At 59.9% G+C, this 25,987-nt stretch carries 19 protein-coding genes; 6 read left to right on the top strand and 13 right to left on the bottom strand.

What is annotated here, in order from left to right; translation table 11 throughout:
• Positions 1-38: 38 nt before the first annotated feature.
• Positions 39-1,583 carry a competence protein CoiA gene (locus GVL04_RS06725; protein WP_159701477.1) on the bottom strand — a complete coding sequence of 515 codons (1,545 nt, stop codon included), beginning with the start codon at positions 1,581-1,583 and terminating at the stop codon, positions 39-41.
• 607 nt (positions 1,584-2,190) lie between these two features.
• Here GVL04_RS06725 and GVL04_RS06720 point away from each other — a divergent pair.
• The 4 genes from GVL04_RS06720 (at position 2,191) to GVL04_RS24885 (ending at position 5,223) form a co-directional block, all read left to right on the top strand.
• The gene (locus tag GVL04_RS06720; protein ID WP_159701474.1) at positions 2,191-3,204 is read left to right on the top strand and encodes a DUF932 domain-containing protein; all 1,014 of its coding nucleotides are present in this window, start codon (positions 2,191-2,193) and stop codon (positions 3,202-3,204) included.
• A 344-nt stretch (positions 3,205-3,548) separates the two neighbouring features.
• Positions 3,549-3,704, top strand: a complete 156-nt coding sequence (locus GVL04_RS06715; protein ID WP_159701471.1) for a hypothetical protein — start codon at positions 3,549-3,551, stop codon at positions 3,702-3,704.
• Between the two features lie 58 nt (positions 3,705-3,762).
• Positions 3,763-4,065, top strand: a complete 303-nt coding sequence (locus tag GVL04_RS06710) for a hypothetical protein (protein WP_159701468.1) — start codon at positions 3,763-3,765, stop codon at positions 4,063-4,065.
• 744 nt (positions 4,066-4,809) lie between these two features.
• On the top strand, positions 4,810-5,223 hold the full coding sequence (locus GVL04_RS24885) for a hypothetical protein (protein WP_327785614.1): 414 nt from the start codon (positions 4,810-4,812) through the stop codon (positions 5,221-5,223).
• A 332-nt stretch (positions 5,224-5,555) separates the two neighbouring features.
• Here GVL04_RS24885 and GVL04_RS06700 read toward each other — a convergent pair whose 3' ends face one another.
• On the bottom strand, positions 5,556-7,925 hold the full coding sequence (locus GVL04_RS06700) for a S8 family peptidase (protein ID WP_159701465.1): 2,370 nt from the start codon (positions 7,923-7,925) through the stop codon (positions 5,556-5,558).
• Positions 7,926-7,934: 9 nt separating this feature from the next.
• Complete coding sequence (locus GVL04_RS06695) at positions 7,935-8,675, bottom strand: AAA family ATPase (protein ID WP_235036208.1); 741 nt, start codon at positions 8,673-8,675, stop codon at positions 7,935-7,937.
• 741 nt (positions 8,676-9,416) lie between these two features.
• On the opposite strand from GVL04_RS06695, the gene GVL04_RS06690 reads away from it, so the two are divergent.
• Complete coding sequence (locus GVL04_RS06690) at positions 9,417-9,896, top strand: hypothetical protein (protein ID WP_159701459.1); 480 nt, start codon at positions 9,417-9,419, stop codon at positions 9,894-9,896.
• Here GVL04_RS06690 and GVL04_RS06685 read toward each other — a convergent pair.
• From GVL04_RS06685 to GVL04_RS06640, 10 genes are all read right to left on the bottom strand, one after another.
• Entirely contained in the window at positions 9,878-10,255 is a 378-nt protein-coding gene (locus tag GVL04_RS06685) for a hypothetical protein (protein ID WP_159701456.1), read from the bottom strand. The two genes, GVL04_RS06690 and GVL04_RS06685, sit on opposite strands and share 19 nt — an antisense overlap.
• A 148-nt stretch (positions 10,256-10,403) precedes the next feature.
• Positions 10,404-11,873: an alpha/beta hydrolase gene (locus GVL04_RS06680; protein ID WP_159701453.1), complete on the bottom strand. Its 1,470-nt coding sequence runs from the start codon at positions 11,871-11,873 to the stop codon at positions 10,404-10,406.
• The gene (locus GVL04_RS06675) at positions 11,870-14,800 is read right to left on the bottom strand and encodes a CHAT domain-containing protein (RefSeq protein ID WP_159701450.1); all 2,931 of its coding nucleotides are present in this window, start codon (positions 14,798-14,800) and stop codon (positions 11,870-11,872) included. Before GVL04_RS06675 ends, GVL04_RS06680 begins: the two co-directional genes overlap by 4 nt.
• Positions 14,801-15,072: 272 nt before the next feature.
• The gene (locus GVL04_RS06670; protein ID WP_159701447.1) at positions 15,073-16,425 is read right to left on the bottom strand and encodes a hypothetical protein; all 1,353 of its coding nucleotides are present in this window, start codon (positions 16,423-16,425) and stop codon (positions 15,073-15,075) included.
• A 3-nt stretch (positions 16,426-16,428) separates the two neighbouring features.
• The gene (locus tag GVL04_RS06665; protein WP_159701444.1) at positions 16,429-16,638 is read right to left on the bottom strand and encodes a hypothetical protein; all 210 of its coding nucleotides are present in this window, start codon (positions 16,636-16,638) and stop codon (positions 16,429-16,431) included.
• Positions 16,639-16,749: 111 nt separating this feature from the next.
• Positions 16,750-17,484: a hypothetical protein gene (locus tag GVL04_RS06660; RefSeq protein ID WP_159701441.1), complete on the bottom strand. Its 735-nt coding sequence runs from the start codon at positions 17,482-17,484 to the stop codon at positions 16,750-16,752.
• A 76-nt stretch (positions 17,485-17,560) separates the two neighbouring features.
• Entirely contained in the window at positions 17,561-20,758 is a 3,198-nt protein-coding gene (locus tag GVL04_RS06655; RefSeq protein ID WP_159701438.1) for a LysM peptidoglycan-binding domain-containing protein, read from the bottom strand.
• 79 nt (positions 20,759-20,837) lie between these two features.
• Positions 20,838-21,449 (bottom strand): A24 family peptidase, encoded by a 612-nt coding sequence (locus GVL04_RS06650; RefSeq protein WP_159701435.1) that lies wholly within the window; start codon positions 21,447-21,449, stop codon positions 20,838-20,840.
• A gap of 9 nt (positions 21,450-21,458) precedes the next feature.
• Positions 21,459-22,643, bottom strand: coding sequence for an ATP-binding protein (locus GVL04_RS06645; protein WP_159701432.1), 1,185 nt, complete (start codon positions 22,641-22,643; stop codon positions 21,459-21,461).
• Between the two features lie 76 nt (positions 22,644-22,719).
• Positions 22,720-23,508: a hypothetical protein gene (locus tag GVL04_RS06640; RefSeq protein WP_159701429.1), complete on the bottom strand. Its 789-nt coding sequence runs from the start codon at positions 23,506-23,508 to the stop codon at positions 22,720-22,722.
• Between the two features lie 178 nt (positions 23,509-23,686).
• Between GVL04_RS06640 and GVL04_RS06635 the strand changes: the two genes are divergently transcribed.
• A complete protein-coding gene (locus GVL04_RS06635; RefSeq protein WP_159701426.1) occupies positions 23,687-25,819 on the top strand; it encodes a hypothetical protein in 2,133 nt (710 codons plus the stop codon).
• Positions 25,820-25,987 lie beyond the last annotated feature (168 nt).

Raw genomic sequence — 25,987 nt, 5'->3', positions numbered from 1 at the left:
GGCAGACATTGACGGCCAGAGGCTTCCATGTTCCGTAGTCACCGCCCGCCCAATCCACGGGCGCCAAGAATGAGACATCCCCCATCAGCGTGGATGCCCTCCTTCTCGTCCTCGAACTCTCCTCCGCAGTCTGCGCACTCGAATCGGAATCCGTTAGGGCTAACGCGGTATCGGGGGCTAGCTCTGAGCTGCTCCATTCTTTCTGCATGGGCCTTCTTGGCAACCAGAAAATAAGGCAGTTCCTCGCTACCCGCCTCGGTAATCCAGTTCGGTTTGCGGCGTGGGCCAATGAATCTCCAGTCACTCTCTTCGACCTTCACGGGCGGCCGTTGCGCTGGTGCTTTCTCTTGAGTGTGGGTCGTTTGAGCGGGCGTCTTCCGATAAGGCACGTCGCGGGCCCAGGCGGTGGAAACGCTTGTTTCTGCGATGAGCGTCCACTTTGCCGGTGGGAGCGCGGACACCCATCGGCCCTGAATAAGTTGGTTGCATTCGGGGCACACGAACGTCCGGTGTACCGGCCAGCCACCCACCCGAAAGACCTTCGCTTTAGCCAGGCTGCTCCCGGCAACGGCCAACCATGTATCGACATGAGCACGCACGTTGTCGAAGTTCTCCATCGTAGGCCGCCACATCGGGCCGTCGGACGTTCTCTTCGGGGGTGGTTCCGTCAGCCGCCAGATCAGCATGGGATGGCCGGCCTTCAGGCAGCGGACTTCGGTGGCCCAAATGCGGTTCGCAGCGCGGACCGGTCCCGCCGCACTAATGGCCGGAGTTGCGGCGGACGCGATGAACCTGGCCGCAAGTTCTTCGGCTTGAAGCTTGGCCTTCTCCTCGTCCAGGCCCTTCTCTTCGGCCAGCCGTGCTTGCCTGTCTTGGTGTTCAGCCGCAGCCTTTGCCCTTATCTCCTCCAGCTTCGAGATCTCATCCAATTGGTGCTCTGGTGTTCCATAGGGCCAGCGGAAGGAAGGGGCCAGAATAGCGTCCAGTGCTGCGCCCACGGATGCCCTTTTGCCGAACACCGGCTGGAAGTGGGCCAGGTCCATAAGCAATTCGGGCGGCTCGGGCAGGGCGCTGGTTTTGCCGAATCCCGTCACGATCATCGGCATCTGAATGCGAAACCAGTCGAGGTTGTCGGGAACGATCCACACCACACCAACACAGTCGTCTGCGTATCGCTGTGATCGGCGAATGTACTCGTCTTCGCTCAGCGGCGATAGTTGTACCTCGAACGCGAGTCGCTTGCCGCTGATATGGATGGACATGACATCAGCGATCCATGCCCGCTCCGGATGGGCATGCTCAACCTCGGCGTGCCAGCCAGCAGCCGCGTTTATCTTGTCTTTCAGCGCCCGCTTCATTGTTAGGTGCTGCTCCGACTCGGCTTTGTGCTCGATGGAGCAGGCCACATCACGGTGGTGCCTGAAGAATTGCAGCCCACGTAGCGTAACCCGGCTGGCGCGTAGCCCACACTCGATTAGCACCAGGCTCGCATAATTGCGGTCGTCCACGAGCGCGCGCCATTGCTCATGGGCCACCTGCGTTGCGTCGATCCGCTCACCATTTAGATAAGCCACCAGCTGCACAGAATCCCCCATTCACCTGTGAGCATCAATTTGCCGCCGATCCGCGGAACTTACGCCCCTATGCATGTCGACAACCTGAAACAGGTTCTCAACGGCCGTCCTTCCTGTACTCAGACGTACGTCCGCCACCTCCAGCGCTCGTTCGGTTTCTGTCGAACGTGGCCACCTGCCATGCGATGGCAAATCTACTTGTAGAGCCGCAGAAGATCTATTACCTCTTCCACAGCCACGAGCAATTCTCCCAGTTACAGTCATCGCCTGCACCGTTCGTCCCTCCCTGCCCCACGGACGGGTGTGAGCGTGCGGGTCCATCGTTGACACCCCTCCTTTAGCGAGTACTTCATCTGAAAGGAACACCATGCCTAGAGAACATGGCATGAATCGCCAAGGTGCCGGCCGGATCAAAGGTCCGCGGCGCGCGCACATGCAATAACAGTTCCTGGTAGGCCAATGAACGAGTCCGCGAGCGCCTGAACTGGCCAAGCAGCGGGATCAAGAGCACGGAATACCCTCCTCGCCGCACCCAAATTCGCAACAGTGTTGACACTGACGGAGACCCTTGGTTAATATGTTTATGTCAGATCAACAAATTAAGCAAGGGAATACCATGACTCACCGCATCGAAATCTTCCAGAACGGCACAGCCGCTTTCGTCTCCGCTCGCGAGGACGCATGGCACCGACTCGGCACCGTCACCAAGGGCGCAATGAATGCTCAAGAGGCGCTGGACCTGGCGCTGCTTACCAATTGGGACGTTCGAAAGGTCGCCCTCCGCACCGAACCTATGCTTTCCGAGGAAGGCGTCACTACTCTTAGTGTTCCGGATCAGTTCGCCACCGTCCGAACCAACCCGGTAAGCGGAACCCCTGATGTTCTCGGGGTCGTCGGCAAGAAGTACCAGCCCATCCAGAATGAGGAGCACACGCATCTGCTCAATGCTCTGGTCGACGAATCCGGGGCCCACTTCGAAACTGCCGGATCCCTCAAGGGCGGGCGCGAAGTTTTCGTCACAATGAAGATGCCCCAGCATATGAACATTGGCGGGGTCGACTGCGTTGACCTCTACCTTGCCGCCCTCAACAGTCACGACGGCAGTTCCGCATTCCGATTCCTCGTCACGCCAGTTCGGGTCGTCTGCGCCAACACGCAGGCTGCCGCCCTCCGAGCCGCGCGGTCAACCTTCTCGGTGCGCCACACCCGCGGTGCTTCAGCAGCCATCGCCCAAGCCCGTCAGGCCCTCGGTCTGACGTTCAAATATCAGGACGCGTTCCAGATCGAGGCGGAGCAGATGATTGAGCAGACCCTGACCGATGTCGCGTTCATGGGCATTGTGGACAAGCTTTTCCCCGCCCCGTCCTCTGACGCTCCCGCAACCACCCAGCGTCGCCATACAGACCGGACTAACGAGCTGGAAAGGCTCTTCACCGAAGCCAATACCAATAAGGCGATCCGTGGAACGCGCTGGGCCGGGTACCAGGCTGTCACTGAGTACGTCGATCACTTCGCCCCCGTTCAGCGCAACAAGTGGACGACGAGCCTCGATACCGCCAGGGCGATGCGCGCTCTCAGCGCCCCCGTCGTAAACCTGAAATCCCGCGCATTTGAACTGCTGAAGGCCTAGAAGAAGTCCTCCGGGGTCTGGCTTATGCCACACCCCGGAGGGCTTGGCGGCCACCAGCCGGCCTATCCGGCCGTGTTGATTCAGCAGCCATAGGAGTGAGAGTGAGCGGCTCGCCCATTAGCTGCAGGCCTGACCCGCTGTGGGTGCCATCCCTGGTAGGTGATCTTCCTTGGCGCTCTTCAAAGACGGAAGTTAGGTGACGGGTGGATCACCCCCATTGAAAAAGCACTTCGGTCGCCACCTACTTCAGTAGTGATGCTCGCCAGGGGTTAATCGCAAGGTTGTTGACATCGGATGCGAGCGCCACATAATATATTTATACAAAATTAACAAAAGGGGCCGAGGTGGCGACCAAGACACTTAGCACTGATGAGCTCAAGACTCTCCTCAGTCACGCGCAAGAAGACGTCGCCGCGATGGAGGCTGCCAAAGCAAGAAACGCCGCAGCGGCCTACTTCGCTCTTGAGTGCACCATCCAGCGTTTTATCGACGCAGCATAGAGCCCGCACTTCCGGGCCCTGCTTGTGTTCCATACCGAAAGCTTGAAAGGACCCTGCCATGACCCGCATAGAAGCCACAGCCCCAGAATTCGGACATCTGATCCAGGATGCCGTCGTGCTGAATCTCGTCAGAGACCAAGGTCAATGGGTGCTGGATCCTTCCATGACTGACGACGAGCCCCTGGAGAGTGCCCGCGGCGAGTCTGACAGGATCACCGCCGACTGCACTTGCACCAACACGGAGGAGCACGAGCTGGTTGAACAACGCCGGCGAGGCTCCGAGATGCAGCTCCCCTCCAGCGAGCTCCTGCTCATCGCTCTTGCGGACGCGTTGGGCTACGAGCTTCGAAAGCTCGACTGATATGGCCACGCAACTACCCTCCACCTGGGTCAGGGGCGAACCGCCGCAATCCAGGCCCGCGAACACATCAATGCCCTCGTAACCAACAGCATGCTTCATTGCGCTCCATAGCGCGCGCTGCCGGCGTATCATTCTCAGCCATCCGCCAGATACATGCAGGACGACACGCCCGGTCTCCAAACACTGCGAACAATCCATTCTCAGCACAACGCCTGAGAAGGTTGCCTCCCTTCCACCCTGCGTGTGGTGCCGGTTTTGGGGAAGAAGTTGCGATCTGTTGAAGCGACGCGATGCCGTAGACTGGGCGACAAAGGCGCCCCGTCTGGCTCTTGGCTGTTGATCTGACAATCGTGGTCTTCCTAACGCGGCGCTTTTTGCTGCGTCAGTAAGTTCCGGGCACACCAATGAGTGAATCAGACGGAATCGACGACGTAATTGACGGCGGACTGCGGCAATCGCTGATGCATCAACACAGCCGCGACCGCGAAAGACCAAGACAACCAGATATGCGGAGAGGTAGAAGAGCGCAAAGGATATTGAACACGAGAAGGCTTCGCAACTGATCGCGGCCGCCCGCGCAGAAGAACTCCGCGCCCAAGCCGCGAACTCGCGCCGAAATGGAACGCCACCAAGTACCCGTGGAATACCTGGCCAACCCCGAACTGGCCAAAGCACTCCAGCACGCCCACAGCGCGAAAACCCCCAAGGCGCTGGAGATAGCGGAACGCCGCCGTCCAAGAGCGCATGTTCATCATCGGCAAGGACGGCATCAACGGGGTCGGCGAAGAACACTTCAACGACCCCGCCTTCGCGAACGCCGCCAAGAACCTGCACGAAGCAAAACTGCTCGAAGAGGGCGGCTTCAAAGGCGGCAAATATTCAAACCAGGAACAGCGCTACGAGCGCGCCGAAAAGGAACTCTTCGCCCGCATGGAGGGCATCGGCCGCGAGATCGAGAACCGCGTCACCGGCAACGACAGTAGCCGGCCAAAAGACCAGAGCCTGAAGACCGAACCCGCTGTACAAGACGGCTACGGTTCCGCTGAACACCGCGAGAAGTTGGCGGAGTCACTCGCCGATACCGGCGCCAACGAAACCAGATATGTGGCCGCCTCGCGGCCGCTCGCAGCGAGGGCACACACCCCAACGCAGCCGTGACGACCGGGAAGGCAACCAAGGCCAGAAAGACGCGCGGCGGGGCAGCCGTGGGCGCCAAGAGAAGCAATAATGGACTGAGCCAATAACAGCGTCGTGGGGGATGCCATCAGGCGTTTCCCCATGATGTGGAGTGTCTCGGGGCCTTGCTGGTTCTTCCCAGGGACCTCCAAAGTGGGTCGGGGATAATCTCGTTGAAGCTTCGGTCAACCGCTATTTGATCGGGCTTCGGCAATTGAGAATCCACGAGGAGTGCCCACGCCGCCAGGAGTGCCCACGCCGCCAGGAGTGCGCGGACAGGGACGAGCAAGGCTCGCGGCAGGGGTCTCCTCCTGTCACTCCTCCCAGAGGGATTCCGCTTGCGACCTTAGACCGACTCTGGCTCGCGTACGGCCGGCCGGCTGAAGTGCACGGAATTGTGCGACCGCGCTGTCATACAGCTGACCAGCTCCAGATGTATCAGTCACGGATATCAGAAGCGCAAACGGCAGCTTGCTCGGCGAATTGTCCAGTTGACCGCGCCCTCGTGTCAGGTATGTCAGTTCGATTCGGGGATCCTCGACGTCATCGGGAGAGAGAGTGAAACGGTAGTGCCGTAGCGTCTCCCACTTTCCACCTTCGCGAAGGCTGGCCTCGTTTCTTCCGCTCGATGAGCCCAAGGACTTTGTGACTGGCTCTTGGCTTTCTCGCCACCCCTGTCCGATCAGCTGCAGTGCCTCTTGGCTCCGACGATCGAGAGTCTGAAATATCCGGTTGTTGTGGGGCGAGGTGAAACGGTGCATAAATGCATGCGGTCGGAGGGTGAGGTCTATTGAGGCCCGCGTGTACTCCGTTGCTTCTGTGGGTTCGACGGGCGATAGGTAGGCCAGGGTGATTCGGACTTCAAGTTTCCCAGAGAGGCCGCGAGGGACTGGTAGCTTGTAGGCATGCAGCTCACCGCGTTCACTGGAGTCCTTGTATAAGACATGAGCCTCATCGGCCGAACAGGTCAACGTACCGAGGAAATCGCTGGGAATTCGACCGTACCCAACTTCGGGTTGAAGCTGCTTGTGGCCCCTAGCTGGTCGTTCCGCAAAATGCACACCAAATGCTCGCAGGACATTGGTATTGACAGTCGGAAGGTTGATCGCCAGTTCAGACATCGCATAGGTGACCAAGGGCGCAGCGAAGCTGGTTCCAGTTGCTTCCAGAAAGGTCCCGTCTGCTGCCAGTACTGGGAATTTTTGGGCATCGGACCCACCAAACTGAACACCGAGCGGTTGGACTCTGCCACCCCAGCGCCCGGGACCCACGGATGAATACGAAGAGCGGTGCCAGGGACGGTCCGGTGAGGGAACATCGCAAGCGCCAACACTGAACCCGTTGACCATATCGGCAGGAACTTGAACTCGGTGCCTGCCGCTCTCAGGATCGAGATGTCCGTCATTTCCGGCAGCCACGATGAACATGACATCGCGCTCCCAGGCCAACGTATCCAGTTCGCTAGTCCAGCGGTTTGGCTCAAGATCGTCCTTGACAGGCAGCGTAGGACCGAGGCTCAGGTTAATGATCTTGTGCTCGTCCCGAGAAACCACTTCCTTAATCCGGTCTAGTACCCAGTAACCGTACATGTCACCCGGGATTGCAGGAGCGGGAAGTACACGAAAACTGTCAAGAGGGAGCGGGGGAGCACTGGTTTGATCTCCAGAACGCACTAGACCGTACAGGGCGGCTCCGGTGACAGCTGTTCCATGCACGAGGGAATCGGGATGGGATTGGCCGCCTGTCAGGTCAATTGAGTCCGCAACCATGTGGTTCTTGGAGTTCGCTGCTTCATTAAGCCCACCATCGAACACTGCGATCTTGAAGCCGGTGGCTCTTGTCGCCAGCGAGCCTGGTCCGTGCCACACCGCGGACGATCTAGTGCCAAAGATAGGTCGAGGCGGGATTGCTGGCATGGGTCTGACGATTCTAAGTGCGTTGAAGCCCGAAAGGTTTTCGAGCGATCCCTTTGCTGCCCGAACGGGTACAAAAGTCAATCCTCCAACTTGTCGGATAAAGCCCCTTTCAACGCTGCCTCCTTCGTTCTCAACTGCGGCAGCCCAGCGATCAATAACTGCATCAGTTGCAGGGACAAGGGCTTCGCCTTGCAGACCGATAGGGTTTAGGACGGTTTCCCAGAGAATAATTTCGTCTTCTGGATTCTCAACTTCGGTGATTGCCCGCAAGACAGCCTGTGAGGGCAGGGAAAGCTCGTCGAGCTTGCGAATCTCCTCAAAGGCGGCCCGCTCACTTCGGTTGGTTCCCTGTGATTCAATGAGATGCTCCAGCTCAGCTAGGGAATCGTCTGGTACCGAGAGCACAAGTCGTCGGGTAATGGCATTTTTCGATGTGGTTGCCGTGACATAGAGGCCTTCCTCGGCCCGAGATCCGACAGGCATGGCACCAAGCTTGTTAATGAGCTGGCCAGGGAATGAAGATGCCGCAAGGTAGTTCGGTAGAAGCTTTGCTTCGATGAACGTATGTCCTGGAACGCGAAGTTGGTTATCTAAAGCTGCCACTTCCTCGCGCACCGACCGGATCTGTGGCAGTAGTATGGCACGGGCCTGAACGGCGGTCTGGGGCTCAAATTTGTCTCCGCCGCCAGCCGGGGGTTTCTCCGCAGGAGTCCGCAAGGCTTCGCCTTTGTACAGAAATGGGCGTCCCGTCTCGCCGAGCTCAGCCATATATTTCCCCTATTTTTCGATGCGTCGAATTGCTTGGGACACAGTCGGATGACTAACCCCAGCCAAGTCTGCAATCGCTCGCAGCGATAGACCAAATTCTCGGTGAAGTCTTTCCCAAATGACGTCGCGCTTCTTGCCGGACGCAGGCGAGGCCGAGATTAGCTCTGTAAGCAGTACTCGTTCAAACGGGGCCTCATACAGGATGCTTCGTCTCCCCGCTCTTTCGATCAAACGGGTCAAGTCAGAAGGTGAGCTGCCTTCGGTGATTTCGGCGATTGCCAGGATAATTGCTGTGTCCACAGCTCCCGTTGCCTTATCTGCGATCAGGAGCTCTCTCTCCCTAAGCCCGGGCAATGGGAAATTGATGATTCGATCAAATCGTCTACCGATTGCTGGATCAAGAAGCTGGGCATGGTTTGTAGCTGCAATCAGGAAGCTGCGACTCTCCCACCGGTCCAGTTCGACGAGGAGGACGTTCACAATTCGCTTCAACTCGCCAACGTCGCTGTCGTCGTCCCGAGCTTTAGCCAACGCGTCAAATTCGTCGAGCAATAGGACGCAAGGCGTCGACTTGGCGAAGTCCAGCACGTCCCTGATGTTTCTTCCAGAGGTTCCTAAGTAACTTGAGAGAACGGCCGCTAGGTCGAGAGATACCAGAGGTAGATCAACTTGTTCTGCAACCCATCGGCTAGCGAGGGTTTTTCCCACGCCTGGTGGACCTGACAACAAAGCAGAGTGTGAAGGTGTCATGCCGCGGAGGGCTAAGAGGCTATCCCTTTTCCGCTCAAGCACGATCTCGTCCAATTCAGCTTGAACCTTGGGCGGCAAGACTAGGCCTGATCCGTCGGGAGATAGGTCTACGTCCACTAGTGGACCTGCGCCGCCGGCTTCCATGGGGAGTGATTCCCCTGACATCAACAATTCGTTACCAGGAACTACGCTGATTGCGTCATGCAGCGCAATGCGGAAGGCTTCTGCGTCAGAGATACCTTCTGGTACCCGCCGAATCAGTTGGTTGGCGACCTTCCGAACGTTGCTAGGGCTTCCCTTCACCCCGGCTCTTGCTAAGTTTACGAGTGCCGCTTCGACAGGGTCGCCAGGGTGGAAAGAATCAAAGGGGGTGGATCGCATGCTTACCACGATACCTCCCTAGACCGCGTCGATTGGTAGATTCTGCATGGTAAAGAATGTGAAAAACGTCAGCATTCCTTCCATCTACACCAAGTTAGCCGGCCCCCGGCCCGACCCCTCGGGCGCTAGGTGTACCCGGCCACCAGACAAGGAGAAGCCTCACCTGGCGACGATTATGGCGGCGACGTAGGACTGATGGAGCAGCGCTCGCATGGACAGTCGGACAAGCCTCAAGCCAGGTGGGAGCAAAACCAAACGTTATTGACACTTTTTCAGCCGCCGCCATAGGGTTGCCTCCGTCGGATCAGCGAACAGGACCCCGAGGGCGAGACCGCCGAAAGTGACACAGGAGAACGCTCCATGACCACCCCAGAAACCCCTGCAACTCTTATCGAACTCGCAGCGGCAGGAGCCGCCTACAGAGAAGCCAAGGAGAAGCTGAAGTCCCTGCGTTCCCAACGCGCGACTCTAGTTGCCCAAGGATTCAAAAATAAGCTCCCGGCGACCGAGCTAGCCGGCCACGCCGGCTTATCACGCCAAAGGCTCTACTTGGTTCGGGATCTCGGCCTGAACGCGCTCAAAAATTCCGAAGTCCAGCTGAATCTGCCGCCTCAGAAACTACTGGAATCGCTGATGAACGTCGCTTCCAAGCTACCCGCGGCCCTAAGGGAAACAGATACGGCACTGCGGGAAGTAGAACGCATTCTTGTCCAGGTGGCAGGAAGCGGAACGACTCCGGTGAAAGACTTGGCTCGACTCGCGGGGATCACCCCCGAGCAAACCAGGAAGATCCGAATTAATGCTGGGATTGCGCCGCGCCGTTACGCTCCCTCTGCATGACGTCGTGAGGATATAGGCGGCCTGCCCGGTGCCCCAAGGCGCGTCTTTTCCCGTTCGAGGCTATATTTTCGAACCTCGTCGGCCTTCCATAGCTTTTCCGTGACAACCGCAGTGGGGAAAGCCTTGTCTCTTGACATTGTTACCCGCGTAGATTCAATGCTGGCCAGACCAAGAATCTGCCTGACACCCTCCGTGTTCACTAACCCCTTCACACTCGATGGCCCTAGGCCAGCCGCGTGGATCTTCTTCACCAATGTCGTGATGCTCTCCACGAGTTCGGAATCCTCACAAGAGTCCAGATCCTCCACACCAAAATGATCCGCAATCACTTCTGCAAGATCATCATTGCGCTTGCTCATCGAATCGCCTTTCCTTGGATTTGGAGGGTTCTTTATGGAATCAACGCCACGTCGATCCCGACTTTTGTTGATAAGACACTAACAAATATGAAAACTGTGTGTCTCCTTGGCTGCCTGGGGGCAGTGCCCGGCTACCTTGAACCAGAGGTCAGCGGCTGGATCGCAGCGTTAGTCGTCCAGGAGTGTTGCTTTCGATGCCGAAGCGCGAATCGGCGGGCAGCCCGTACAGCAGCCAGCTGAGATCGCGGAGCACGGGAGCTGATGCGGCGTAGTAGCCGTGCCCGATGAAGGAGACGTCAACTTTCTCGGCGTCGACGAATGTCATCCCCGCGGGGATTTCCGGGACGAACAGGCTGGGCTTTCCGTTGCCGACGCGCGCGGCATTGTGGAGGAACTCGGAAGTGCGTAAGGCCCTGTCTCGCAGGGAGGTGTAGACGGTTGTCCTTCGGGCAATATCGGGCAGAAGAGGAGAGACTTGCGTGAAGTAGCTTTCGGAGACGTCGGGCGCAGCGAGGATCAGCTCGCCCAGTTCGAAAGGAGGCACAGCGGCTTCAGCGGCCCTCACCACCACCCTGACAGCTGCCCTGCAGCCCATGCTATGGGCCAACACGTGGACGGGCCCGACGTTTGGCAGGTTGTGTAGCTCGGCAAGCAGGTCATAGAGAGGGCGTTCGGCGGCGATGACTGAGTCTTCGTCGGCGGTATAGGCGCGTTGGTTTCCGCTTCCACGGGAGGGCCAGCTGAACAGAACGGTTGCTCCGGGGACGGTTAGATCGACGTGGATCTGTGCGGCGCGCTGCGCGGCCTCAGGGAAGCCTGTGTTGAATCCGTGTACGTACACCAGGACTGCTCGCCGGTTTGTGGTGTCCGCGTCGAGTGCCGCCGTCATAGCGTCGGTGAACGCCGTGTTGTCCACCAAGGTGTGGGTTGAGAGTATGGGAGTGTCATCGCGGCCGAGGGACCGTCGGGGTCGGCCGATCCGCGCCGTTGAGAAGACCTTAACCTGGCAGGTTCCTCTAAGCGAAGGCCCGGGGCGGGAGGTGAGCTCCTTTCGCCTGGCATCAACTGTGCGGTTGGTCCCGAATGCCAAGTCCACCAGGCTGCCTCGACGCGCTGCCCGGAAGCCGTACGCATCGATTCCACGCGAGAAGAGCACGGGTTGGACGTCGTCGGGAAGTTCGTACGCCGCGATGGCCATGAAGGCACGTTCAAACGCGTCGGTGGTCTCGGCGCCCTCTGCCATGGCTTGGAACCAACTTGAGAGGAACTGGTTTGCGTCGGAGCGGCCGATTCGGGCCGGGATGCCAATGACCGTCCTCGCTCCTTTCGCCAGGAGCTCTCCTGTTTCAGGGGTCCAGCACGAATCCAGCACCAGAGCCTCTACCGGATGCCGCTCCAGGTGCCGGTTCAGCTGATCGCATTCATCGACCCGTAACCCCTCGAGTGCCCGGAATTCGTTGTCGCCGCCCAGGACATGCAGCACCTCAAGTGTTGCGCCTTCCATCTCCGGGACTATGGACTGTGAGGCAGTGAAGTGCGCTCCGGGCCGGGCGGGCTGACCACCGGATGAGTTGCTTTCCAGGGCGTCGCTGTCCAAGACGATGCGCTGAATAGTCACCGGGCCGGGCCCCAGTGTGTCATGGCGGCCCAGGCTGAGGGCCGCTGCGGGTTTTGGGTCCATAGGCGCAGCTGGGCGCGGTGCAAGGCTGCTGCAGGGTCGGTGGGGATCCCGTCGGCATAAAATTCCTCAGCAAGCTGGGCTGCTGCCTGGTCGTCAAGGGGCCAGATGGCGGCGACCACGTTGGCGCAACCGGCGGCCCTCAGGGCCGCAGCCAGATGGAGCGGTTCGTCGCTGAGGTGTTCGTCCGCGGATGCTGTGTCGCATGCCGAGAGGTAGGCAAGGTTGAGGTCAGCACCGGCCCGTGCCACCTCAATTGCCCGCACATCGCGATCAGCCAGGGCAAGCCCGCCCTCAAATCGTTTGCGTGGGTTGGTGAAGCCGTGGACTGCCACATGAACGACACCGGAGTGCCGGAACTCTGTGAGCACGGCCTCCGCCGTCGCGTCGACGGAGCTGAGCGGTACCTGCGCCCCTAAGCGTTCGGCAACCACGGCGGCCTCGCGGTCAGCGCCCCGCAGTGATGGGTCTTCGCCGCCGATTACGCTCACTCTGCTGTGCGAGAGATTCCATCCCGGATGTGTGAGTGAGCCGATGCTCGCGGCATAGTTGGAGGTGAACCTCTCAAGGTTATCCCCGGGCACATGTTCGCCGGCGGTGTGTAGGGGGAGCCCGGAAAAGGCGCCTGTCGGGATCCAATTGATCCGGGTCGCGTTGGCCAGGTGCGGAAGGAGTGGCCTGATGATTCGGTCAAAGATCCATGCCGAACTCTGCCCGAACAATTCAGTGAAATGGTGTTCGGCAGCTTGCCTGCCCGCGTTGCTCGCTTCGGCTAACGCATCAATTTGCTGACGTAGGACCAGCGCTTTCGCTCGTACTGTTGCCTGGTCGATGCCTGGTAGCGGGACTCTGGCTATCGTCCCTCCTGCAATGACGAGAGCATCGCATCTGGCGCGGCCACCGAGAAGAATGATGACGGGGTCTTGGACTTGAATTGTCTCCACGGCCACGGAAGGTAGAAGGAAGTCTTCGAATCCATCCTGTGCGCGGATCCGGGCTACGACTTCGTCCCATTTCTTCCGGTGATGGTGTCGGTCCTCCACGTCCGGGATGGACAGGGCGTCCACTCCCCCGATGTCGACCATTTGCCGCAACCCCTCGAACTCATGCGCCAGTTCGGGGTGGTGCATCCGGAGCCGTCCCATGAGGGGCACATCATCGAGCAAGGCCCCAAAAAGAAGGCTCCGCCCACGCTCAAGCAAGTTCAGTGCCCGCCCGGTATCACCCAGTTCAAGGGCCAGCGAGGCTGCTTCCGACGCCATACCGAGGAACCGCTCCAGTTCCGTGCCCCGATCGGCGAGGTCAGCGGTTTGCGGTGCAACACGGGATAGGGAGTGGACAGCCCTTTCATAGAACTCCAGTGCTTCTTCGAGTTCGTTGTCTTCTGCCAACATCTCAGCAGCGAACCGCGACGCATCGATTGCCACCCGTGGGGCGACCGAGGTCATTGAGGAGGCCTCCCTAACAAGACGCAAGGCCTCGGCCCGTGCGGCGGGATCATGTGGCCCGGCCATCAGTGAGGAGGCAAGCTCGAATTGGGCCATGGCTCGGTCAGGGTTGTCGGAACCGGCATCGGTAATGGCGGCACGTAGAGCGGTGACCGAAGCCGACAGGCGTGAGTTGGTGTCTGTTCCTTGCAAGGCAGCCTCACGGTGGAGAACTCCTATCAGGGTCCCGTACCGCACTCGCCCTATATGCCCTTCGGGTGCTGCAAGGTTTGCCATTTCAACCGCAGAAATCGCTTCCAGTAAATCGCGGGCATCGCGTCCACGCTGGCGTAAGGCGATAGAGAGGTTGGATGCGACTTCGTGGACCAGGGTCCGGTCGGTGGAAGTGTTCCGGATGATGTCCTGGAAGATTCGGATCGCTTCGTCGAGCTCGTTGGATTCCCTCCTTGTCCGCGCTGCGGTCATCAGTGACAGACCAAGGTTGTTGGCGTACAGGTTACGGTCCGAAGATTCCGAAGACGTTGACGCCACCGCCTTCCGAGCCACTCTGATCGATTCGTCCAGCGTTGCCGTATCGCCTGTACGGTCGGCACGGGTCCACAGAGCAAGGGCCAGATTTGACTGATGCGCTGCGATCCTGCCATTGCCGGGCGGTAGGTGGGCTATCGCCTGGCGTTGCCATTTGAAGGACTCTTCAAGTGCCTCCAGGTCCCCCAGAGCTTCATATCGGAATCTCAATGCCAAGGCCAGCATGCTCATTTCAATATCTTTGCTGGGCACATCATCATTTATGGCCTGGACTGCGGCCCGGCTGGCATCTATGGCATCGTCCAGGGCAGCGATGTCCCCCGAACTCTCGAAAGTCATCCGCAAAGCAAGGCCCAGATGGGACAAATGAGGACCGCGGCGCGGCGATTCGGCCGGCGTCATCTCCACCGACTCACGAGCCCGATCCACTGCCTCCGCGAGAGCCGCCTTATCGGAGCCGTACTCATAACGGTCCTGCAGCGCCGTGCTGAGGGCCGACAACGCTCTGGCCCGCATAGTCTCATCCGTGGCCGCGTGCAGAGACAGCGACCGCAGCCGTCCGATCGCTCGATCAAGAATCTCCAAGTCCTCGGTCTCTGCGGCTAGTTTCTGCAGCGCACAGGCATAGCCGTACTCCCGCTGGTCCGGCACGAATGAACCCGAACGCGCTCCAAGGAGTGCCACGGATTCCCGAAGAGCCTCCAGATCATAGGTCTGGTCGTACAACCGGCCCAAGACCAGGCCCAGATTGCCCGTTCGCTCCACAAGGAGATCCCCCCGTGCCGTATCGACGGCCCGGCGCAGGAGCCCGACCGCCTGAACAAGTACGGCAATTTCGCCCGTCAGCTCAAATTCATCCCATGCGCTCAGGCCACGTTCGTAATCATTCACAGAAGGTTTCTCCACATCTTTGTGGGGGAGCCCGTGAAGCGGCAAATTTAGCCGCCTCTTCTGCCCCGCGCGGGTGCCATACCCACAACAGGATGACGTTTCGAGCTCAGCGTAATACACCCTCGGACTCCCCTGATACGCCGTCTCATGGTGCGTCACATATGACGGCGCGGCATTCGGGTCAGGCGTTTCAGTCGCCATCATGTCGGATAGATCGCAGTCCCGCCGCTTTTGCAAGGGAGTGGGCGGGACTGCCTGAAGGAGCTCACCTGTCAGCAGAGACCTTTGGGGATCCTCACTGCTTTCTGAACCGCATAGGGGCGCTCGGGTTGTGCCAGCCAGCCGTGATCCCCGCGCTGCAGTACCCGATCACCGTCCCGCATGTGAGGTCCCGCGTTAGTCCAGGTGTTCTGTCCCCTGGTCTCACAGAACAACGCGAGCCGTGCCTCCTTGGGAAGGCATGTCCGGTGTGTCCACCACGCACGTCGTTCACCCTCAGGCCCGAACATCAGGCCATCGCCATGGGCGATGGCGTCGTGCACAGCTCGAAAGGCATCATTGAGCGGCACATGCCTGGTCCCCCCACACCCATCGGGAACGGTCACGGTGCGCGCCATGGGATGCCCTGCCGGCAACGCACCTTCCGTATCGTCCGAGACCTCGGTACGGAAATAGAACAGATGCTTGGACTCCCGCAGATCAGCCAACATTTCGGCCGAATCGGCATAGGGTTGCTCGCTGCTGACTGATTCCCATGGCTCAAAGCTGAAGCCAGCAGAGACAAAGTCTGAGTACTGCTCCTGCACATGTTTCCCCAGGGAACGATACGAACGCCGTACCACTGGATCCCGGGGATCATGGACCGCTTCCCCGTAGGCCTTCGCCGCGGCGATGTCATCAAGCTCGGACATGTGCGGCATTTCCGTCCGTGCAGTGAAGCCGTGGCGCTCGCGGTAGTCCTGGCGGATTTTTTGGATTTCGCGGATGGGGGCGTGTCTGGCGTAGTCGGTGTTCTTTTCTACGAATTCGGCCCGGACGGGTGTCCATTGGGGGCTGCCGTAGCGGCATTGGATGGCGTAGAGGGCCAGTTTGTCAGGCTGGCCATCGGTCTGGAGGATCTGCAGCCTGCCATCAACGACCCTGCCGCCGGGGATCCCGGCGAGCCTGAGGGTATCGAGCGCGTCGTCGGCGTCGATGTTCGTCTCTCCGCCGAATGTGTACATCCGGTCTGGTCCGGCTTCATCGACAAAGGCGACCATGACGGAGTCCTGGTTGTAGCGGCCGGCGATTTCTGCGGCCCAGGATCTGATGCATTCTTCGGATCCGCGCACCGTGTAGGCGCCAGCGGGTTCCGTTTCGCCTTCCCACAGGCCATCTGCCGGCTTATCGTCCAGGAGTTCTATGTCGTGGGACGCCCCGGCGTTTCGAATGGTGTCGTCGTATTCCCGCCATTCTTCTGAGGAGTAGTAGGAGGGGCGGGAATCCAGGGAGAGCAGTTCGGAGCTTTCAGGCCGGAAGGGCGTGGCCCCTATGTAGGCCTGGAGTTCACCGGCTGCAGCCGCGGCGATGCTGTTTGGATCTTTGCACTGGTAGCCGCCGCGGGGGTGACTCTTGGGACGGCACATGTCTTAGGCACCCCCGTTGGGTGCTGGCAGGAAAGTGATCGCGTCTCCTGGCTGGAGATTGCTTCGTTGTCCTATGTCGTCGATCTCAACTGCCGGTGTAACGGTCCCGTCTTTGATGTCCTTGAGCAGCTGGACGAATTCGTCCTTGCTCATTTCCTTCGGGTCTTTACCGAACTGGATCTTCGCGTCGGTGTTGTTTTCATTCGTGGTCATGGTGTCCTCCTTTCGCGGCGTCGCAGGTGTGGTCAGTCAAAGTGGCCCCTGCTCCCGCCGTGGACGCCGATATGGCGTCGTCGGCTGGTGTAGGTATGCCTGATCCCGGATTTACATATTGCTACCCGGCGGGTTGCGTTTGGTTCCAGTGTCCCTTGCCCCTGCCTCGGGGGTCATCCCGTTGTGCTCGGCTGCCCCAGCGCTGGGTTCGGGGGTGAGCATGGCCAAGGAGTCGCCCTGTTGACGGAGGCCGACTCGTTCGTAGATCGGGATCAGACGCCGGTCCGCTGCAATGCAGGAGATCGCAGCCCCCGGGGGTACTTGCTGGTCAAGGACTTCCCTCAGGAGCTCCTGTGCTGATCCTGCCGGGGCAGTGAGTCGGCGCGCCAGCTGGGTGTAGGTGTATACCTGCCGGTCCTCGGGCAGCGCGTTGAGGGCTTTCTGGTGCACCCGTTCGGCGGTACGGGCTTCTGGCCCCAGCATCCGGGCGAAGGCCGGCGCCATCGGCACGAACAGCACCACCATCGCGGCGATGATGCCCACCACCGGTCCAGCGACCGGGGAAATCACCAGGTACACCACAAGCATGGGGACGAGGAGCGCCAGGGAGCCGACCAGCCGGGACTGCAGCTGCGGTTTCCGGTGGTTCTCAATGCCGACCATGACACGGCGTTCGTGATGGAAGAGGCTGCCGTTGTTCTGTTGTCCCAGCGTGGCAGTGAGTTGAAGGAAGTATTCGAGCGCGGCCCGCAGTGGCCTGTCGCGGCCTTCCAGACGAGTGAAAGCCAGCGCTGACGTCCAAGCCAGCGCTGGCACATCCACTAATTTCGCTTTGGTGACTTTCATTCAAACTCCCTCAATTAGTTAATATGATATCAACTAATTGAGGGTTTGGCTCTGGTCCGGTCCTCGCCGTGGTTATTCAGCTCGCGATCGGGTGGCCGTGACGGCGGAGTTCCTCAATGAGTTCCTGTGTCTCCTCGTCTGGCTCGTAGTCTTCGTTGAAGCCATCAAGGTACGTGTGGAGCTTTGACACGAGCTCCTCGACGCCAGCGCTATTACCCGCTGCGTGCTCGGCCAGGATGGCGTCCCGCCACATTTGCTCGTTGGCCGGATCCACAATCCTGCCCACGGATCCTGCCAGCCGTGCGTTGGCCGTATCTCCGGTGGTCAGGGACCTTCTGGCCAGTTCATGAGCCGCATCGCAAATGCCCGAAAGCATGCCATCAATCACGTGCTCTGACCACGTGTAGAGCTGGTCTTTGACGCCACTGAACGGCCGGCCACGGACCAAGCGGAGGGCTGCCACAAGGCGCGGCGTGCTGGTCCTGGCCAGGTCCTCGCCGATGAGATCCAAGAAGACGTGCCAGTCCGTTGTGACGTCCGGGTGGAGCTTATAGCCGTCGGCCGGCCCTACGTGCGGGAAGTACATTTCGCCGTCGGTGGCACGCTGGCCCAAGTAGTTCCTTGTCAGGTTGGAGAGCTTGTTCCGGTTCGAAGAAGCCGTCTTCCCGTTCGGATCAGCCGTCGGCCAAAATGCCTCGTGGTAGGTCTCCATCGACGCCCCTGGATTCAAGGCCAGGAAGGCTGCCAGCGCCGTGCAGCGTGCCACAGCGGCCGCGGACACGGATCCGGATCCCGGCGTCCGGGGAGCCTCACCTTGGGGGTTGATGATCGAGACCGTGCCCAACACTGCAATGATCGGCGCTCCGTCACCCTCAACTGCCGGGTCAATCTGATCGATAAGAGCCACCAGCTCCGACGGGACCGGCTCCTCCTCCTGGACCTCGGGGACGGGCTCAGCCACAGCAGCATCTTCAGGGGGCAGGGCGTAGAGTTTGCGCTCCTCCTGCCCGGCTTCGGCCGCCGCCACGGGTACATCTTCAACGGCAATATCGTCCTGGGTGCTGCTGGCAGCCCAGTCCGGGCCCGGCTGGCAGTCCTGGGAAGCGACGGAGAGCAAAGACATGATCTTCTTGCCCTCGTCGTCGGTAATGAGCTGCGGGACCATCTCCAGCCCAAGGGGCTCAAGCGTCGCTGAGCCCTTGGAGCCGATACGGATCTCCCAATCCCCTGTCACCTTTCCGGCACTCACCGCGGCAATACCGATCCGTGGGATTGCGGTGACCAGCTCTTCCAGCTCAATCCGCTGCGACGCTGACGGCTGCTGGCCCAGGATGACAATCTCAGGCATCCAACCTTCTGCATCCCGACCCAAGGTCCGGGCCTCTTCGACCCCGCTGACCCCCAGGCGCGCGAACGCCTCCTTCGTTGCCTTGGCCTTCCCGCGAAGCAACACCAAAAGGGCATCCATGTCATCGACGTGGCGGACTTTGCCCGTAGAGAGCGCAGCAGGCAGTTCATCGGAGACACCCACCATAGTGACCTGCAGCTGCTCACCCCACTTCGAGGTGGCAAGCTCCACGGCGAGCGCGGTCAGAGCGTTGGAGACAAGTTCCTCTTCACCTGCAATTCCGAGGGCTCCAACGTATTCCAGGTCGATCAACAAATGAGCGTCCTTGGCGTCCTGCCCGACCGTGACGAGGGCGGGGTAGGGTGCTGTCGGTTCGCGGTCCAGATCTCCGATGGTCGCCGGTTCAATTGTCCAGACGGTATTGCTGTCATCGACGGCAACGAACGGGCTTGGGAGCTTTGCCGGAGCTGCCAGATAGATCGCGATTTCGTCGGCAGCGACTCTAACGCAGAACATCTGAGGCAGAGCTATGGAGTGGTCCTGTCCCCACACAGCGAGGAACTTCAGTGCCCGGTCCAGGTCGTCGATGGTTTTGGGCTCCTCGACGGCCCGCAGTTGAAGCTCAAGGTTCTCGTCTTCACGTGAAGGTACAGCCACGCGCTCGCCGGCACGGCGCCGCCGTCGCTGTGCGATTCTGCGAAGTCCCAGGACGGACAGGAGTCCGGAGGCCAGGAGCGCGCCGATCCCGCCAATGGTTCGAACCGGAAATTCGGCCTCAGCTGAAGAATCCACAGGTATCTCTTCGACTGTTTCTGCCTCATCTGCTGCAACAGGTCCGCTGGACAACGACGCCCCCGGGATGGGTGACGCCGCAGCGGGGGCTGGCTCCACTGCAGGCGCTGGGGGCTCCACGCTCGGGGCCGCGGGCGCAGGGGTCTCTACGGGTGCGGCGGGAGCCGCAGGGGCCTCCACGGCAGGGGCAGGAACTGCCTCCGGCGGCGGAACTTCAGCTGCAACTGCCGGGGGCGTGGCCGCTTGCGCGGCGGAGGCCGACGCAACCACCGCAGCAGCGGGCACGGTCAACACCCATCCCGGAAGTACGACGTCGGGGTCCGTCAAAGATCCGCCGCCGGGCTGGGCCACGCCCTGCGATGCCTTGAAAATCTGCTCGAAGGCCCCGGCGTCTCCGTAGTAGTGCTCGGCAATCGACGACAGGGATTCACCTTCAGTGACTACGTGCGTGGTGGCTTGCTTCTCAACGGCCTGTGCGCTCGCCGGGAGGTTGAGGACCCAACCGGGTTCTATCCAGTGCCCGTCGGAGAGTGCCCCGCCGTCGGCTTGGGCTACGCGGTAGTTGAGCTCCGCGATTTCGCCGTAGCGGGCGCCGTCTCCTAGATAGGTTTCTGCCAGCAACCAGAGCGACTCCCCCGCCACGACGGTGTGTTTTGGAAGTGCTTTGGTCCGCTCGGGTGTTTGGTTGAGGGCCGGGGCTTTGTTTTGTGTGTTGGCTTCGACGCTCACGGGGGCGGAGATCTGGGTTGCCGATGGTTCCGGGGCAGTTGCCTGGGCTTTGGGCGCGGAGATGAGCGAGCCTGCGGTGAACATAAGAAGGACGGCGCCGATCAAGGCACCAGCCAGTGCTTGTTGCGCACCCAGCCCTTTGATCCTTGGAGCCCGGATCCCGCCGACGGCCGATGGGACTTCGACGATCACTGAGGCGGCGAAGGTCAGCCACGCTACCCAGGCGACGATCGGCAGGAAGCTCCCGAATAGGAAGCGGCCGCCGTAGTCGGGCGTCGTGAGCAGGTTTTGGAGGGTCTCCCCTGATGGCAGAGGATTCCCGACAATCAGAACCAGTACCGCCGGGATGCCGATGACCAGCACCAGCAGCAGTACCAGGGAAGCCAGTCCCTTAACGATTTTCACAATGATCCCTTTCGTGGGACATGGTTTACACACTTACGGCACGTAGGTGCCATTCCCGGACGCTTTACCATTCGGGGCATCAGGACACCATCCATGCCTTGACGAGATCAGCCGCCAGCGCAGCGATTGCTCCGGCTGCCATGTAAGGGCCCAACGGGATGAGCCTGCGGGATTTTCGGACTACGAGCGCGTGCGGAAGAGCAAACACCAGGCCAAGCAGGCCGCCCCACAGCACCGTCGTCCAACTGTTGAAACCCAGGGCAAGTCCGAGGATCGCGGCGAGCTTGACGTCACCCAATCCGAGGCCCCCGGCGATGGCCGCCACCAGGTACATGATGCCCAGTGCCACCGAGGCCAGCAATGCCTGCCCGGCGAGCGCCCAGTCACCGGTTAGCAGCGTGCAGGTGGTGACGCCGGCAACGACGGCGGCCGCCATGGGAATGGTCACGGCGTCCGGGATCCTGTGGGACCGTGCGTCGACACACCCTACCCAGACACCAAAGACCAGCACTGCGACCAGGACAGCTGCCCGCGCTGCTGAAGGAACGTCGGCCCCTGCGGAGCTGGCAATGAGGACGTATCCGGCCATACCTATGGCTGCTGCGATGGCGAGGGGGAAGGGATTGAATCCGTCGCTGGCGCGCATCCGTGAGGTTTCCTGGTCCAGGCGTTTGGAGAGGGCATTTTTCATGATTTGCCTCTAGTGTCCGTGCCTGTTGATGTAGTCGGCCATGCCGGGGACGGTGAAGGCCAGGTATCCGCGGCGGGGTGTATAGACGAGCCCGGTTTGGATAAGGGATTGTCTCGGGGCGGAAATCGCTGTTTGGGCCCTGCCGAGGCGGGCGGCGATTTCGCTGACCAGGGAGGGAGTGTCGTTGTCCCGGGCCATGGCTTTCATGAATTCCTGTTGGGCGCTGGTTGCTCGTTCCCACCGGGATTTGTAGAGGCCGGCGTCGACTTCGTCGCGTGCCCTGCCGATTCCGATGCGGGCGTCGTCGATGTCGATCGTTCGTGATGCTGCGACGTCCCAGATGTGTTTGCCACAGGCTTGTACGAAGTAGGGGTAGCCGCCGGAGGTTTCCAGGACCATGTCCAAGGCCCCGGCGGACCAGGTCACGCGCTCGCGTTGGGAGGGGGCGAGGAGGGCTTCTTTGGTGTCCTCTGGGCTCAGTACGTCCAGGGTCCGGTAGAGGTACATCCGTTCGGCGTAGCTGGAGGCTTTGGCCAGGACTGCTGGCAGTGAGGGGAGCCCTGTGCCGAGGAACATCAGCGGTACGGGCCGGAGGTCCTGCCCCAGCTGGTGGAGGGCGACGTTCATTGCCTCCAGGTCGGCGGTGGGCGCTTCCTGCAGTTCATCTATTGCCAGCAGCACACCGGTTCCGGCGGCTCGGGCGGCTAGGCCCAGTGATTCAAGCATTTCGGCCAGATCCGTTGAGAGCTGTCCGCTGTCGGCCTTACCGGCTGCAGCCTGGACATCGAAACCAAATCCGTAGGTACCGTTCGGGTCGACCTTGATCTGGAAGGACCGAAAAACCGCGAAGGTTCCCTTGAATGCCTTTTTGACTTTCTCCGACGCCGTGGCCGCTTTCCGGAGAGCTACATAGATTTCCTTGGCCAGTTGCACGGCCAGTGGTTGGCTGCTGGAGGCTTCGAGTTTGATGACGATCCATCCGGCGTCGATAGCGTCTCTGCCGCATTGGTTCAGCAGCACAGTCTTGCCGACGCCCCTGAGCCCGGAAATGATCCAGGGCCTTTCGCCTTCTCCAGAGCTTGCCACGGAACCAAGAACGGCTGTGTAGTCGGCGAGCACGTTGGATCGGCCGGTTAGCTCCGGGGGCACCCGACCAGCGCCGGGCCGGAAGGGATTAGGGGCGTTCAGGATCATGAATCCCACACTATCGGCTTTTATCCATATTTCAAGATAAAAGCGGATAGTGTGGGATTTTGTAGCGGTTCGGGCTTTAGCCAGCTACCTTCGCGGCTTTGTTCCGCCAGATCTCCAAGATGTCGGGGTTGAGCCTGGTGTCGAAGCGCTTCTTCTTGCCGGCGTTGATTTCAGTAGCCAATGTCACCAGTTCCAGTGCTGCCTCACCTCTCCAGTTGCGCGCCAACGCCCCGGCCAACAGATCGTTGGGGTCGAACCGGTGGCCAGCTGCCTTGAGCTTGGTCAGCCCTTCGGTCACGGTGGAGCGGTCGCTGCTGTGGGATAGGCCGGTGCTGGAATTGATGCTGTTCGTGAACGTGTCCATGGCCGCTGCGACGACGGGGTCAGCGATGACCGGGTCTTTGACCTCAATTACCGGGCCGCCAAGATGATCTGGCTTGAACGCCGTGATCCACGGCTGAGCCCCGACCATCCCTTCAGTTCCATAGTGCCGGTCGTGATGGGCAGGTCCTGTGATGCCGAATGCCAGAACGGCCGAGGGCATCCGCTTCCTCTCCACCTGCCACAAGTGCGCGGGCTGCGGCCGGTACATGAACACCGGCCCGGACGGAAGCGCATCGATTTTTCCGCGGGAGTCCGTGTAAATCTTTGCCCCTGCCTTGACCAAGGCAGCGAGCATAGGCGCGTCCTCCAGATCGTCGCGACCGCCCGACTGGATCCCGACACCGCGCGGATCCCCATCGGCGTGACTCAGACACCAGGTGATGGCCGACCCCAGGTCCTTGTCATGGTCCTCATAGAGGTGGTCGTGGGGAAGCGCCACATAAGCGCGCGGAACGGCTGTCCGGTCATCCTCAAACATCATGTCCAGATACTCTCACCACCCGCCGACAATCACTCACTCCTTGCCACGATGCGGGTCTTCATTCAGGGCCTGCTTGTCGCTCTCAGGTATTCTTTTTGGCCCGGAGTGGATATATCTGATCGATCCGAACCTGGCGATGCATGCCTTAGATTGCTCATGAGGCTGGAAGACTATTCTTGTGAGCGAAGTCGAATATCAAGGTCTGGTTCCGGTTCGAGCTACCATACTTCCTGCCCGCGCGGCCTATCTAGTGAAGGCCGACAGCCGTACGGGCTTCCGGCGAGCTATCCAGGAAGCTAGCACGCGGTGGGGTGGGGTGACTGAGCCTATCCTTCCAGTTGGTGAAGAAGGTCAACTTGATGAGTGGACAAAATACATTGTTTCCATCTCAGCTGTTGAGGGACTCGTGAACGTCGACCTCAGCATAGATGAGGCCGAAGCCGCAGCGTCCGAACTCGGCCTGCCGTGGGTATCGATTGTCCACATTGATAACTACGGTCCAGTCAGGTTGACCTCCCATCCCAGCTGGCTGGAAGCTCCCGCTCACCCGACATCTTGGGCAGTCAGCCAGCCTTCCAGCGAGTTGTGGCAAGCCGTGGCAGCAGGAGAATTATCAGACGAACATCTAGATCTGATGAAGAATCAGGACCTTGCATTGGCTAATCAGAGTCCTGATGGAATCGCACGGGACCAACTTCTGGGCCATACGTGGCTGGACAGAACCATGGTCTCTCTGAACGAAACATATGCAAGCCCTGCCGTGCCTAGCACGCCAACAGTCTTGTGGGTCACGAGTGGCGACGACCTTCAGGACAATTGGCACTTCTGGAATGCACGGGCACTTAGTCCACGCACCTTTGCAAACATGCCGATCTTCCTAGTCCCGTACGAGGACGTCCTCCATTGGGAGTTTGACAAACATTTGCTCTCTAGCCTGGACCGGCCCAACGAATTCTCAACTGATGTGATTGTCACAAGTTTGAGCACTCCCGAAGCCAAACTGCACGATCTCGCTGAGAGTCTCCACCTCCGACGTGAAGAGTCCGAGATAACGACGTCACGAAGTTTTCCCGTGACAACTGAACGACGAAAGGCACCCTTTTCTTATACAGTTCGCCCAGATGTTCGTAGGTTCATTAACTTCGATCGCAGATACGGCGTAGTGCTGGGTGCTGACGCCCACTTTCTCACTGGTCAGGAGAGCTCGGTTGCATTCGACTCGCCTGTTACCTTCGTCGTCGAAGGAGGTACCCTGGTCCAGCTGGAAAGCCGGATGTTTGACGGGCTTCCGCGGAGAGATCGTGTTGCCTCGCTCATCATCGACGGAGCATCGTGGCGGGATGGCTCCCTTCAAGTTGGTGCCTACGCAACTGCAAAGTTCAAGTTTGACTTGAATGTTCCTCGCCTGCCTGAAGTGTTGGCGGTACTCCTTCAAGACCAAGTCAGAAGCCATTCAATCTCAGATAAGGGGAGTCTGGCCGCTGCCTTTCAGCGACGTGGGAATGAAATGGATGCCCTGCTCGAGCCAAACCTTTTCGAAGCTATCCGCGCACTTACAACACCTCGTTCGAAGAGCCTCACACGGGAGTTAGCTGAGGTTCTGGGCGAGCAAGAACTGGGTAGAGAGATTTTGGAGCTCGCCCAAAGCTGGGCCGTCCTAGGCAAGAGGGCTTACAAGAACGTAACTAGGGTTGAAGGCATGAAGGGGCCGGAGGCAGCAGCTGCGTTGGAGCGCCTTTGCGAACTTGGTTGGGCCGAACGCGGGTTGGAAATTAAGTGCACTACTTGCCATACGTCTAGCTTCCTGGAGTTGGACACTGTCGTCGCAAAATCCAAGGCGACATGCCCGGCGTGTGACGACTCGCAGCATTACACACGCACTCCATCGGGACCTACCATTTTCTATCGATTGGATGGTCTTGTTGATCGTGCCAGCGATCAAGGTGTTTTCCCCCATCTACTCACAATTTCCGCCCTAACCCGGAAGGAAGCCCACTCTTGGTTCCTGCCCGGCGTGGACATGGTTTTCCACGATGACGTAAAAAACGAGGCAGACGTGATCGGCCTCTATGGAGGCCAATTCGCCGTCGGCGAGGTGAAAACCTCGGCGTCTGAATTTACGGATCAGCAGCTTCAAAAAGACGTCGCTGTCGCAAGCAGACTGGGAGCGGACGTCTATCTGATGGCCGCGCCAGATGAGATAAGCGATGAGACGCGGGTCCTCGCGGAGCGCAAGTGCCTGGAAGCCGGGCTGGAGCTCTTGGTTCTCGGGCGCGAAGATTTGCGTCCGTCGGTAACACCCGCAAGTTAGCTTCGCTGATGGGTCGCAACATGCCGGTTTACTCACTGAGGGCGTAGAGAAGCTGCCTGACTCGATGGCAGGTCGCCAGCTTCAAGTGACCACCAATCGGGCATCAATGATGAGGTCTTCCTTGCGCTCAGGTTCTAGCTGAAACATCACAAGAGTTTTCCGAACCAT

The sequence above is a fragment of the Arthrobacter sp. 18067 genome, from assembly GCF_902706295.1.
Lineage (GTDB): Bacteria > Actinomycetota > Actinomycetes > Actinomycetales > Micrococcaceae > Arthrobacter.
Note: the sequence above shows the minus strand (reverse complement) of the source record. Positions and strands in the feature narration are given on the sequence as shown.

Bases quoted from the DNA above. Each gene is read 5' to 3' on its own strand.
- GVL04_RS06720 (WP_159701474.1), top strand. From the start codon at position 2,191: ATGACTCACCGCATCGAAATCTTCCAGAACGGCACAGCCGCTTTCGTC.
- GVL04_RS06710 (WP_159701468.1), top strand. From the start codon at position 3,763: ATGACCCGCATAGAAGCCACAGCCCCAGAATTCGGACATCTGATCCAG.
- GVL04_RS24885 (WP_327785614.1), top strand. From the start codon at position 4,810: ATGTTCATCATCGGCAAGGACGGCATCAACGGGGTCGGCGAAGAACAC.
- GVL04_RS06700 (WP_159701465.1), bottom strand. From the start codon at position 7,925: ATGGCTGAGCTCGGCGAGACGGGACGCCCATTTCTGTACAAAGGCGAA.
- GVL04_RS06695 (WP_235036208.1), bottom strand. From the start codon at position 8,675: ATGACACCTTCACACTCTGCTTTGTTGTCAGGTCCACCAGGCGTGGGA.
- GVL04_RS06690 (WP_159701459.1), top strand. From the start codon at position 9,417: ATGACCACCCCAGAAACCCCTGCAACTCTTATCGAACTCGCAGCGGCA.
- GVL04_RS06685 (WP_159701456.1), bottom strand. From the start codon at position 10,255: ATGAGCAAGCGCAATGATGATCTTGCAGAAGTGATTGCGGATCATTTT.
- GVL04_RS06670 (WP_159701447.1), bottom strand. From the start codon at position 16,425: ATGTGCCGTCCCAAGAGTCACCCCCGCGGCGGCTACCAGTGCAAAGAT.
- GVL04_RS06665 (WP_159701444.1), bottom strand. From the start codon at position 16,638: ATGACCACGAATGAAAACAACACCGACGCGAAGATCCAGTTCGGTAAA.
- GVL04_RS06660 (WP_159701441.1), bottom strand. From the start codon at position 17,484: ATGAAAGTCACCAAAGCGAAATTAGTGGATGTGCCAGCGCTGGCTTGG.
- GVL04_RS06650 (WP_159701435.1), bottom strand. From the start codon at position 21,449: ATGAAAAATGCCCTCTCCAAACGCCTGGACCAGGAAACCTCACGGATG.
- GVL04_RS06645 (WP_159701432.1), bottom strand. From the start codon at position 22,643: ATGATCCTGAACGCCCCTAATCCCTTCCGGCCCGGCGCTGGTCGGGTG.
- GVL04_RS06640 (WP_159701429.1), bottom strand. From the start codon at position 23,508: ATGATGTTTGAGGATGACCGGACAGCCGTTCCGCGCGCTTATGTGGCG.